Source organism: Arcicella gelida (genome assembly GCF_034931025.1).
Classification (GTDB): Bacteria; Bacteroidota; Bacteroidia; order Cytophagales; family Spirosomataceae; genus Arcicella; species Arcicella gelida.
On sequence record NZ_JAYGIL010000015.1, the window covers coordinates 78,127 to 90,952 of the forward strand.

At 35.6% G+C, this 12,826-nt stretch carries 8 protein-coding genes; all 8 read left to right on the top strand.

From position 1 onward, the window contains the following. The first annotated feature begins 37 nt into the window (after nt 1–37). The gene (locus tag VB776_RS13445; protein WP_323330483.1) at nt 38–1,822 is read left to right on the top strand and encodes a hypothetical protein; all 1,785 of its coding nucleotides are present in this window, start codon (nt 38–40) and stop codon (nt 1,820–1,822) included. 47 nt (nt 1,823–1,869) lie between these two features. After that, nucleotides 1,870–3,738: a glycoside hydrolase family 44 protein gene (locus tag VB776_RS13450; protein WP_323330485.1), complete on the top strand. Its 1,869-nt coding sequence runs from the start codon at nt 1,870–1,872 to the stop codon at nt 3,736–3,738. Between the two features lie 105 nt (nt 3,739–3,843). Beyond that, a complete protein-coding gene (locus VB776_RS13455; RefSeq protein ID WP_323330487.1) occupies nt 3,844–5,571 on the top strand; it encodes a glycoside hydrolase family 9 protein in 1,728 nt (575 codons plus the stop codon). Between the two features lie 237 nt (nt 5,572–5,808). Continuing rightward, nucleotides 5,809–8,610, top strand: coding sequence for a glycoside hydrolase family 2 protein (locus VB776_RS13460; protein ID WP_323330489.1), 2,802 nt, complete (start codon nt 5,809–5,811; stop codon nt 8,608–8,610). Between the two features lie 152 nt (nt 8,611–8,762). Then, the gene (locus VB776_RS13465; RefSeq protein WP_323330491.1) at nt 8,763–9,953 is read left to right on the top strand and encodes a PQQ-dependent sugar dehydrogenase; all 1,191 of its coding nucleotides are present in this window, start codon (nt 8,763–8,765) and stop codon (nt 9,951–9,953) included. 138 nt (nt 9,954–10,091) lie between these two features. After that, nucleotides 10,092–11,516: a TlpA family protein disulfide reductase gene (locus VB776_RS13470; RefSeq protein WP_323330493.1), complete on the top strand. Its 1,425-nt coding sequence runs from the start codon at nt 10,092–10,094 to the stop codon at nt 11,514–11,516. An 89-nt stretch (nt 11,517–11,605) separates the two neighbouring features. After that, nucleotides 11,606–12,481, top strand: coding sequence for a pirin family protein (locus VB776_RS13475; protein WP_323330494.1), 876 nt, complete (start codon nt 11,606–11,608; stop codon nt 12,479–12,481). Next, nucleotides 12,478–12,801 carry a hypothetical protein gene (locus tag VB776_RS13480; RefSeq protein WP_323330496.1) on the top strand — a complete coding sequence of 108 codons (324 nt, stop codon included), beginning with the start codon at nt 12,478–12,480 and terminating at the stop codon, nt 12,799–12,801. Before VB776_RS13475 ends, VB776_RS13480 begins: the two co-directional genes overlap by 4 nt. Nucleotides 12,802–12,826 lie beyond the last annotated feature (25 nt).

The following is a 12,826-nucleotide window of genomic DNA, read 5'->3' on the forward strand; positions in this document are numbered from 1 at the left end:
ACTTTTCGATAATTCATCCAATTTTACTGATACAATTATGAAATGCTTTAATCCAATACTATGTTTTGGACTATCAATTCTTTTGGGTTCTTCCTGCTCAAAAACGGTAGAAGAAAATATCATTACTGTTCCTAAAGACACTACAACAGTTACCATTATTCCGCCTGTTGAACCTAAAGTTGCCAATACTGTAGGCTTTTTCTTGGACGATTGGCAAGCTAAGAATTACGTAGCTCCTGCTTATACAGATTTCGCTGCTCCAACTCAAGCATTAACGACAGTGACTGTTGATGCTTCGGATATTATCGCTAAAATACCTCAGCAAATATTCGGTCATAATGCCAATACTTGGATGGGTACTTTGGTTGACCAACCTAGTTTTGTAACAGATATTACTAACCTTAAACCTAACATTATTCGTTGGCCAGCGGGTAGTGGAAGTGATGGCTATTTTTGGAATGCTTCGCCCGTACAAGACCCCAACAATAGTAGCCGCCAAACACCACCAGCACAATATATGAAGGATTGGGGCGTGCCTGATAAACATATCGACAAAGATGGTAAATCAGTTGATGCTTTCTTTTTTTATGGACAAACAAAAGATAACTGGAGAGGTTCTTTGAGTAATTATTATGATTTGCTGAAACAGAGTAACAATAAAGGAATTATTACGATTAATTATGGTTTTGCTCGTTATGGCACAAGTGCCAATCCTGTAGCAACTGCGGCACATTTAGCTGCCGAGTGGGTGCGTTATGATAATGGAAGAACACAATATTGGGAAATAGGAAATGAAAATTATGCCGATTGGGAAGCTGGTTATAGAATTGATGTAAGTAAAAACAAAGACGGTCAACCAGAATTTTTAACGGGAAAATTATACGCACAACACTTCAAAGTATATGCTGATTCAATGCGGAAAGCGGCCGCAGAAGTTGGTTCGAAAATTAAGATTGGAGCTGTCATGCAAGAATCAGAAACAGAATCTTGGCAAAATAACACGACTAAAACTTGGAATGCTACGCTGATTCCTGAAATCAATAATAAAGCTGATTTTTATATTGTTCATAATTATATTACTCCTTTCGGACAAAAATCTAATGCGGCTACGGTACTGAGTTCAGCCCTGAGTATTCCTGCTGTGATGATGAATTTTGTTACTAATGAAATCACGAAAAATGGTGGAGAAGTAAAACCAATTGCCTTTACAGAATGGAATATGTGGGCTTTGGATTTAAAACAACAAGTATCGAATATAAGTGGACTTTTTGCGGTCATCATTCAAGGAGAAGCCATTAAAAATAAATATGGTTTGGCAGCTCGTTGGGATTTACTGAATGGCTGGGAAAACGGAAACGACCACGGACTGTTTAGCGATGGAGGCAGTGCCGACGACCCACGTTGGAATCCTCGTCCTTCTTTTCATTATATGTATTATTTCCAGAAAATGATTGGTGATAGATTGGTTTCTTCAGCCGTAACTGGCAATGGTGCAACAGCCATCAAAACCTATGCTTCAACGTATAGTTCGGGTCAGGTAAATGTTACTTTATTAAATACTTCAAGTGTTCCGCTGACGGTAGAAGTAAAAACTAAAAACTTTTTGATGGGCAGTCGTTATTACTGGTACAGTTTGGAAGGAAGTAACGATAATGGTGAATTTTCAAGAAAAGTATTAGTGAATGGAAATGGACCCAAAGGTGCTGCTGGTGGGCCAATGGATTATGCTTCTTTAAAAGCACGTTCTGCACTTACTGGAACAGGTATCAAAGTAATTGTACCAGCTTATGGTTCGGTTTGTATGTTGGTTGATAAAAAGTAGCGGAAGGTTTTACAGTATCAATAATTAAGCTTCAAAATATAAATCTTATGAAATACATTTTATTTATTTACATTTTTATGAGTTTGTCAATACAAGCACAAGTATCTATCAAAGTTGATGCTACTGCCGACAAAAAAGCTATTTCTCTGTATTTATATGGTAGAAATAATTCCCTTACAACAGACCCAGGGCAAGTATTGAATATTAATTGGACGATGCTAAAAGATGCTGGGATTACTTTTTTTAGAGAAAGTGGGGGGAATAATTGCACAAAATATAATTGGCGAAGGAAATTGTCCTCGCATCCTGATTGGTACAATAATGTTTATGGCAATGATTGGGATGTGGCTGCGAAAGCCCTAAAAACCTATATCCCAAAAGCACAAGGAATGTGGGCTTTTCAATTATTAGGAAAAGTAGCTAAAACAAACAAAGCCAATTTCCCTGATTGGGATTATAACAAATCGCAATGGTGGGAGGGAGTCAATCAGAATTTAGCAGGCAATGGTGTCCTTAATCCTACAGGTTCAAAAGCAAAAGTAGAAGGCAATATTAATCAATATTTAGAAGACTGGTCAGCCGATTCAACGGTGGCGATATTAGACCATTGGTTCAAAGATTTGTCATTAGACAAAAACCAAATACAGTACTGGAACATGGATAATGAAGTAGAAATCTGGAACGGTACGCACGACGACGTAATGCCTGTTCAAATTTCAGCCGAAGAGTTTATGCAAAAGTACTTTGAGGTTGCTAAGAAAGCTCGTGCAAAATTCCCAAATATCAAATTAGTTGGGCCAGTTACCGCCAATGAATGGCAGTGGTACAACTGGTCTAATGGCATTACTGTCAATGGAAAAAGCTATCCGTGGTTAGAATATTTTATCAAAAGAGTGGCTGAAGAACAGAAAAGTTCAGGTATCAAATTACTGGATGTCTTGGATATTCATTACTATCCAGGAAGCAATAAAATAGATGAAGTACTACAATATCATCGAGTATTCTTTGACAGAAATTATGTATATCCAGAAGCCAACGGCGTAAAAACCGTAAATGGCGGTTACGATAATTCGCAGAACAAAGAGTATATTTTTGGAAGAGTAAACGACTGGTTAGATAAATACTTAGGAGCAAATCATGGCGTAAAATTAGGAGTGACCGAATCGGGTATCAATATCTCCGACCCTAATGCTATTGCCGTTTGGTATGCTTCTACATTAGGCGAGTTTATGAAAAATGAAGTAGAAATATTCACGCCTTGGTCTTGGCCAGTGGGTATGTGGGAAACAGTACATTTGTTCAGTCGCTACAATCAATCGTTTTCTATTAAAAGTACTTCTTCCGACGAAACGCTTGTTTCTGCTTATCCAAGTATTAACGCAACCCAAGATTCTATGACAGTTGTCTTGGTGAATCGTTCTTCAAGCAGTACAAAAACTACGTCTTTAAGTTTTGATAATTTCGTTCTGACTGGGAAAAGTGCAACAATACTTTCATTAAAATCCTTACCCAATACCGAAACATTTGTATCTCACTCTCAAAATGCGTTGAGTAAAAGTGCTGTAGCGATTGATAACAATGCTATTGCACTGACACTCCCAGCTATGTCAATTACTTCGATACAATTAGTTGGCAAATTAGGACAATATTCCGCTGTTTTAGGGACTTTAACTGAGCCTGAAAACTCTGTTAAAGTTTTCCCTAATCCGTCCACAAATGAATTTACGATTGATTCAGGTTTTGAAAAATTCAAACAGTTAGAACTTATTGACGAAGCTGGAAAGCAAATCCATGTACAAGCTATTACTGATGGCGATACAATTATTAAAGTAAACCAAAAATTAAAAACAGGAGTATATTTCATAAAACTATCAAATGAGAAAACGGTGATAGTTAAGAAGGTTTTAGCTTATTGATAAGTAAATAAACACCGTGAGTTATTTATAGAAATTTATGCCAAGTAAAGTCACAACAAACCATTTATAAACAAATATTCAATGAAATTTAAACATATTTTTAGTATGAGCTTTTGCTTATACACGGCATCTATTTGTGCAATAAATGCCCAAAAACTAGCTGAAAACATTCGCCTTAATCAAGTAGGTTTTTACCCGACTGCATCTAAAATTGCCGTAGTTGTAAATGCCAATGCTGAAACCTTTTTGGTTAAAACAGCTGATTTGAAAAACACGGTTTTAACTGGAAAATTAAGTGACCAACGTAAATCTGAATTCTCGGAAAAAAGAACACAAATTGCAGACTTTTCAAGCTTGCAAAAAGAAGGAAAATATGTGATTGAAGTACCATCAATAGGCATTTCGTATCCTTTTGAAATACAAGATGAAGTACATAAAAACGTCGCCAAAGCTTCCTTGAAAGCTTTTTATTTCCAAAGAGCATCCACAAAAATTCCTGAAAAGTATGCTGGAAAATGGGCAAGACCATTCGCACATCCTGATACTAAAATATTGATTCATCCCTCAGCAGTTTCTGATAAAAGACCCGCAGGAAAAGTTATTTCATCGCCAAAAGGTTGGTACGATGCGGGCGATTACAACAAGTATATCGTGAATTCTGGAATAACTATGGGTACACTTTTTTCAATGTATGAAGATTTTCCAGCTTATTTTCAGCAACAAAATCTGAATATTCCAGAAAGTAATAATGCTGTTCCTGATGTGTTGGAAGAAGCTTTGTGGAATTTGCAATGGATGTTGACCATGCAAGATAGCGACGGTGGTGTTTATCATAAATTGACAAATGCCAATTTTGATAGAATGTTGATGCCCAACCATGCCAAGAAAACTCGATATGTTGTTCAGAAAAGTACTGCTGCAACATTAGATTTTGCCGCAGTAATGGCACAAGCTGCTCGTATTTTCAGAAAATTTCCAAAAGAGTTTCCAGCCTTGGCGGATTCTTGTTTATCGGCTTCTGTTCGTGCTTGGGACTGGGCAAGTAAAAATCCAGCAGTGAAATATGAGCAGAATAAAATGAACGAACAGTTTTTGCCAAAAATTACCACAGGAGCTTATGGCGATAATACTCTTTCGGATGAATTCATTTGGGCAGCCGCAGAATTATACATTACAACTAAAGACGAAAAATATTATCAAAATATTGATTTTTTGCCAGTTCAAAAAATGTCTGTGCCTTCATGGAATCAGGTTCGTTTGTTGGGTTATTACTCTTTGGCAAGGTTTCACAATCAATTAACTGGAAAGGCAAAAGAAGATTTCCCGACCTTAAAAAGTAACTTAGTAGCTTTTGCAGATACTTTGTCGAGCGGTATTGAAAAACGTTCATTTCAAACAGTGATGGGCAAAACAGCAAAAGATTTTGTGTGGGGAAGTACGGCAGTAGCAGCCAACCAAGGTATTGTCATGATTCAGGCATATCAACTCACAAAAGATAGAAAGTACTTAGATTTAGCTTTAACAAACCTTGATTATATTTTAGGAAGAAACGGAGCCGGTTATTCTTTTTTAACTGCTTTTGGTTCAAAAACTCCGATGCACTTGCATCATCGTTTGGCAATTGCTGACGGAATTGACGAACCTTTACCAGGTTTTTTATCGGGTGGAATAAACGCTGGACAACAAGATAAATGCGAAGGCTATACCACCAAAGTAGCCGATGAATGTTATTTAGATGCCGAATGTTCGTACTCAACCAATGAAATTGCCATCAATTGGAATGCTCCAATGGCATATTTAGCTTCAGCCATTGAAGTTCTCATCAAGAAGTAATATTAATATTTCTGTAGTAAAGTTTATCTTAAAAAGCTTTGCTACAGAAATAAATTTTCATTTCCCCGACGCTCCAAATTCATTGACTTCTCCACAAACAATTGTGAATCAAGAATAAATAAGCCTTTTAGCAAGTAAATACACATAGGATATTGCTTTGTTTTTTGGAATTTCATGCAGAAATATTTTACCGAATATTTCTATAAGAAAGTACATTAAACCTTATAATGATTAATTATGAAAAAAAACAAAAAGTTTTACGTTTTCTGGACCATTCTGCTTTTACTCTCAATCAATGGATTCGCTCAAGAAAGTCAGAAAATTTATCTTTCAGGAACTGACAAAGACCACACCGTTCAATGGGATTTCTTTTGTAATAAAGGAATGAATAGTGGCAAGTGGACAAAAATTGCAGTACCTTCTAACTGGGAATTACAAGGTTTTGGCAAGTACAGTTATGGAACTGAAAACCGTAAAGAAGAAACCAAAGCCGACGAACAAGGATTATACAAACATATTTTCGATGTACCGAAAACGTGGAAAAGCCAAAGAGTATTCATCATTTTTGAAGGTTCGATGACGGATACTGAAGTGAAAATCAATGGTAAATTGGCTGGAGATGTGCATCAAGGAGGATTTTATCAGTTTCAATATGAAATTACGGCTTTGTTGAAAACGGGTAAAAATCTATTAGAAGTAAAAGTAAATAAAGCTTCAGCCAACAAATCGGTTGATGTTGCCGAGCGTCACGGTGATTTTTGGGCTTTTGGTGGAATTTATCGACCAGTTTATTTAGAAGTTGTGCCGCAAAGTTTTATCGAACGTTTGGCAATTGATGCCAAAGCGGATGGTAATTTTTCGGTAGATGTTTTTACCTCAAAAACAAATGTCAATCAAAGTATTGACGTGCAAATACAAACTTTGTCAGGGCAAAATGTCGGTACTTTATTCTCTTCAAAAATTAATCCTTCAGAAACAAAAACTGTCTTGAAACAAGCTTTTCAACAAGTAAAATTATGGAATGCCGAAACACCTAATTTGTATCAAGCGAAGATTTCATTGAAGGATGAAAAAGGTATTATTCATAGTCGTACCCAACGTTTTGGTTTCAGAAGTATTGAAGTCAGAAAACGAGATGGTATTTATGTGAATGGCGTAAAAGTAACGCTTCGAGGTTCAAACCGTCATTCTTTTAATCCTGAAACGGGCAGAACTACCAGTAAAGAATTAAGCATCAAAGATGTGAAATTGATGCAAGAAATGAATATGAATGCCGTAAGGATGTCGCATTATCCGCCTGATATTCACTTTTTGGATGTGTGTGATTCTTTGGGTTTGTATGTAATGGACGAACTAACGGGCTGGCAAAATAAGTACGATACCATTCCGGGCAGAAAATTAGTGAAAGAAGTAGTGATTCGTGATGTAAATCATCCTGCTATTTTATTTTGGGACAATGGTAACGAAGGCGGTTGGAACAGAGATTTAGACAAAGATTTTGAATTGTATGACCCACAAAAACGTCCTGTTTTTCATCCTTGGGAACGCTTCAATGGTTTTGATTCTAAGCATTATATTACTTATAATTATTTGGCGAATGCGGTTTTGTACGATAAAGACATCATGATGCCAACTGAATTTATGCACGGTTTATATGATGGTGGACACGCTGCTGGCTTAGAAGATTTCTGGGATTTGATGCTTAAACATCCACATTGTTCAGGAGGTTTTTTATGGTCGTTTGTAGATGAAGCCGTAGTAAGAACAGATAAAAATGGTATTTTGGATGGTTCGGGCAATAATGCTCCTGATGGAATTTTAGGACCACATCGTGAAAAAGAAGCCAGTTTTTATGCTATTAAAGAAATTTGGTCGCCAGTAAGAATCACAAAAAAATACTTGCCACGTACTTTTGATGGAAAGTTGCCTGTAGAAAATCATTATTCTTTTACTGATTTGAATCAATGTACTTTTGAATGGCAATTGGTTTCTTTCCCAAAACCTAATGATAAATCTTTAGCAACCATTATCAATCAGACTGGTAAACCAAGTTTTAATGCTATTCCTGCTGGTGAAACGGGTTATTTAAAATTGAATTTACCCAATAATTGGACTGACAGTGAAGCACTTTATTTAAAAGCGATTGACCCCAATGGAAAAGAGATTTTTACTTGGTCGTGGGTGATTCCTGAAAAAGAAGAAAGTACTACAAAAATTATTACTTCAAACAATGTTAATATAAAAATTGAAGCCAACGAAGAAGGTAATTTCCTGACGATTAAAGCTGATAATATTACTTATATTTTCGATAAAAGTACGGGTTATTTAACCAAAGTAAATAATTCAAAATCGGATATTTCATTGTCGAATGGACCAAGTTTGGCGGGCGTTAATCTTTCTTTAAAATCGTTTAAACATTATGCTACCACAAATGGCTATGAAGTATCGGTTAGTTATGGTGGCGATGGTGGATATTTTAATGTTTGGTGGAAATTTGTGGCAAATCAAGCTGTTGAAATGTCGTATCAATACTCTCAAAAAGGCGAAGCCGATTTTATGGGAATTACTTTCAATTATCCAGAAAAAGAGATTACTGGCATGAAATGGCTGGGACGTGGTCCTTACAGAGTATGGAAAAACCGCATGAAAGGTTTGCAATATGGTGTTTGGCATAAAGATTATAATGATGCTATCACAGGCGAAGATTTTCAATATCCTGAATTCAAAGGTTATCATTCAGATTTGAAATGGGTAGTGATTGAAACCAAAGAAAGTGCGTTTACGGTATATGCAGAAGACGAAAATATGTTTTTGCAAATGCTTCAACCACAAAAACCCAAAGGTGCGACGAACGATAATACCAGTCCGCCATTCCCGACTGGAAACATCGGTTTCTTGAATGCCATCAGTCCGATTGGTGCAAAATTTAATCCAGCAAATTTATACGGTCCACAAAGCCAGAAAAATATGATGCTGAATTATACACCAATAAAAGGTAAATTGTTGTTTGATTTCAACAATAAATCTATTGAAAATTAATTAGTGAATTATGAATTGTAAAATTAAGCAGTTTGAACTTTTCTATTAGCAAGTGAATTAATTCACCCGCTAATAGAAATTTGTAAATAAATAGCTGTAATATAAAAATCACTAAATCACTCATTCACTAATTCACAATTAAAAAAATAGACATGAAAAAACTCATTAATATTCTTTTTTGCAGCTTAACTCTTAGCTGTACAAGTTATAGTCAGGAAACGATTTCGGCTTTAAAGGTCGATAAAAAATTGATTACGGATGCCCTTTCACATCCAACGGCTTTTGCTGAACCCAATGATAAATCTGGAAGATTATTTGTTTGCGAGCAAGAAGGAAAAATTAAAATTATTCAAAAAGGCAAAGTATTGCCAAGCTTGTTTTTAGACATCAGCGACGAAGTAATCAAGAAAAAAGGCTACGAAGAACGTGGCTTGTTGGGTTTGGCTTTTCATCCAGATTTTGCCAAAAATGGTAAATTATATGTGTATTGCAGTATGCCCGTTGCTGTGCCTGCCAGAGGATTAGACCATAAAACCGTAGTGCGAGAATACACAGTTTCAGCTAAAAATATAAATGCCGTTGATGAAAGTACAGTGAAAACAGTATTGGAATTTGATGAACCGCAGTCAAACCATAATGGAGGAGATTTGAAATTTGGTCCAGATGGATTTTTGTACATTGCCATTGGTGATGGCGGAGGACAAAATGATAAACACGGAGCATCTGGCAATGCCCAAAATCTCAGTAATTTCTTAGGAAAAATCCTGAGAGTAGATGTGAAACAATTGCCTTACAGCATTCCTTCGGATAATCCATTTGTGGGAAAATCAGAAGTTCGTCCAGAAATTTATGCTTATGGTTTTAGAAATCCTTGGAGAATCAGTTTTGATAAAAAAACGGGGGAATTATTTGTAGGAGATGTTGGTCAAGATAATTATGAAGAAGTAAACCTTATTACAAAAGGCGGAAATTATGGCTGGAGAATCAGAGAAGGTTTACACGAAAAATTCCCGAACGACCCAGACACTAAAAACTGGATTAATCCTATCTCAGAATATCCACATTCAGACGGTTTGAGTATCACTGGCGGTTTTGTGTATAGAGGAAAACAAATTCCTGCCATAACAGGAAAATACATTTTTGCCGATTGGACGGGTCCAGTTTGGGCATTGACTGATACAAAAAAAGAGCAGTGGGACAGAGAAAAACTTTCAATCTCGCAAGATGCTGGCAACTGGCATATTTATAGCTTTGGCGAAGACCAAGCGGGGGAAGTATATTTACTAACAGTACTTTTAGGAAGCGATAAAGGAGCTTTATATCAGTTAGTGGCTGGTAAGTAGTTTGATGATTTTTTAGTTTTTAGGTCTTGAGATAGCTCAAGACCTAATTTTTTTGAAAGATTGAATACCTACACAACAAGATAAATTACCTTCTTTCGTTGAAAAACTGTTAATTGTTTATCAACCTAAAATCTCTTAATGAAAAAGTTCGTCACAACCCTTTACTTACTATTAGGACTTTTTACTAGCCTTCTAGCTCAAACGCCTCAATCTTCAAAACCATCTCCCGCTACCTTATATAGACAATGCTACAAGTTTGCTAGAAACGAACTGAATGTAGATTCGGCTTTTTATTATTTCAAAGAGGTATTTGCCGATACCAATGATATCAACGCTACATTGAAGTTTATTCTCTATAATTCCTTTCCCGAAACTTTTACTCATCCAGATTTGGATAATCTGAAAGATACAACAAAGCGTAATCGTGCTATTAAGATTAAACTTTTGCATAAAGAACTCTTACAGAAAGTTGCCAATGAAAAAGCTTTACAAAGTGTTGAACCTGTTCAAGCTTTGTTACTTTGGAGTAAGGTTCAAGATAATCAAGAAGATAAAACCCAATTAAAGCTATTAACCAATACGCTTCTTACTCAAATAAAAGGACGAAAAGATTATAATAATGGTCATACGGGTCGATATGCTTTAATGATTTATCACATCACAAATAAGCACTCTGATTTACAAACCCTATCAAAAAAACTTTTTACGACGATTAAAGAAAACCTACGGATTAATCAGGTAGCTATTACAGCCAATTCTTCAAGTAAAGATTTAGAAAGACGTGCTTGTCATCGGTACTTATACGCATACATCAATTACTTAGAAGCCAGTTCAACAAGTGATTTGACAAAGAAACAAGCTTTACTAAAAACCGCTTTTGAGTACAGCCCTGATTTGACTGATAAGCAATATAAAAGTGGATACAATGAAGATAAAAAATATCTTGAAGGAAAAGAAAATTATTGTCAAGAGTATTTAGGCTTTTTGGAGAAGACTGGAAAAGATAAAATAGAGATTTTGTCTATCTTGCTAAAAGCAGCATTATACAACCCAGTGTATAAAGAAAATGTAAAGACTTTTTATGAGAAAATGGGCTTAACTCAAAAGCCATTTAATATATTTTGGAGGGAATCTATCGAGAAAAATGCTTTGTTTTCGACTGATTTTTCTTTGAAAATGCTTGATAAAAGAATCTTTTCAAGTAAAGAATATACAGGTAAATGGATATTATTAGACTTCTGGACAACTTGGTGCAAACCATGCAGAGAAGAGCATCCGACCTTACAGAAATTTTATGATACAACAATACTTCAAAACAAAGAAAAAGTTTTGATACTTACGATAGCTTGTGATGGGGATAATGATACAGATGAAAAAGTAATGAAGTATATGAAAGAGAAAGGACTTTCTTTTCCTGTGGCAATAGCTGATTCAAAGATTGAAAAAAAGTTTGCTGTAAGTGCTTATCCAACCAAAGTATTAATTACGCCCGAAGGAAAATTCTTATCGGTTCCTAATGGTATTGATTGGATTACGCTAATAAAAGAATATGCAGTACTGTGAAATCTTCTTAGTAAGTGAATATCTTGTCCTAGTTCAATGTTTTGGGAGTATCGTCGCAGTAATTTTGGGACAAGAAAACAAACAAGACGATGGACAGAAAGACTTTCATACAAAAAGGAATTACAGGAACAGGTATTTTTGCAGCTTCTGCTGCTTTGGGAAATGTTATTAAAAATGATATTGATGAGTTGAAAGAACTTGATATTATTGGTTTCAACCATATTCCAAATACGCCTTCTAAAATTTTAGAAAACTCTGTTTTTCATAAAGCTGATTCTCGTGGACATGCCAATCATGGTTGGTTAGACAGTAATCATACTTTTAGTTTTGCCAATTATTATAATCCTGAACGTATGCACTTTGGCGTATTGAGGGTTTTGAACGACGACCGTGTGGATGCAGGTAAAGGTTTTGGAACGCATCCGCATGATAACATGGAAATTATTTCTATTCCTTTAGAAGGGAATTTAGAACATAAAGACAGTATGGGAAATGTGGCAGTTATTAAAAAAGGAGACATCCAAGTAATGAGTGCGGGTACGGGCATTTACCATTCTGAATATAATCAAAGTAAAGATGATGCAGTAAAGTTTCTTCAAATTTGGGTTTTCCCAAACAAAAAGAATGTTACGCCTCGTTACGACCAAATCACCTTAGATATTAAAGACAGACATGACAATCTTCAACAGATTTTATCGCCCAATCCGGATGATGCTGGTGTTTGGGTTCATCAAGATGCTTGGTTTCATTTAGGGAAATTTGATGAAGGTTTTGCCAAAACATATCAAATCAAGAAAAAAGGAAATGGTGTTTATGCTTTTGTATTGAATGGTAGTTTTGATATTGAAGGTTTTACAGTTGAACAAAGAGACGGTTTTGGTGTTTGGGATATTGAGCATTTGCAAATTAAAGCAAATAGTCAAGATGCAGAAATCTTATTAATGGAAGTACCGATGTCATTATGAGAAAGTTCGAAATATTAGTAATCGGAAGAAATGTTGATATTCACGAAACAGTTTTGAGATTAATCAACAAAAATGAAGCTTGGCAAGCCACAGGTGCTTTGACCGACGAAGAATCGTGCAGACTATGCAAGGAAAAAGATTATGATATGGTATTGCTTGGAAGCGGGATAGAAGAAGAATCTGAAAATAAATTGAGAGAATACTTTCAAAGTATCAATCCTAATTTACCAATTGTTCAGCATTACGGCGGAGGAAGCGGATTATTATACTGCGAAATTATGCAAGTAATTGAAAAGTTGAAAGGAATTAATGAAAGTTGACATAAAAATCACTAATTCACTCAAT

Excerpts from the sequence above, each read along its gene's own strand:
- VB776_RS13445 (WP_323330483.1), top strand. The coding sequence starts at position 38 with ATGAAATGCTTTAATCCAATACTATGTTTTGGACTATCAATTCTTTTG.
- VB776_RS13450 (WP_323330485.1), top strand. The coding sequence starts at position 1,870 with ATGAAATACATTTTATTTATTTACATTTTTATGAGTTTGTCAATACAA.
- VB776_RS13455 (WP_323330487.1), top strand. The coding sequence starts at position 3,844 with ATGAGCTTTTGCTTATACACGGCATCTATTTGTGCAATAAATGCCCAA.
- VB776_RS13460 (WP_323330489.1), top strand. The coding sequence starts at position 5,809 with ATGAAAAAAAACAAAAAGTTTTACGTTTTCTGGACCATTCTGCTTTTA.
- VB776_RS13465 (WP_323330491.1), top strand. The coding sequence starts at position 8,763 with ATGAAAAAACTCATTAATATTCTTTTTTGCAGCTTAACTCTTAGCTGT.
- VB776_RS13470 (WP_323330493.1), top strand. The coding sequence starts at position 10,092 with ATGAAAAAGTTCGTCACAACCCTTTACTTACTATTAGGACTTTTTACT.
- VB776_RS13475 (WP_323330494.1), top strand. The coding sequence starts at position 11,606 with ATGGACAGAAAGACTTTCATACAAAAAGGAATTACAGGAACAGGTATT.
- VB776_RS13480 (WP_323330496.1), top strand. The coding sequence starts at position 12,478 with ATGAGAAAGTTCGAAATATTAGTAATCGGAAGAAATGTTGATATTCAC.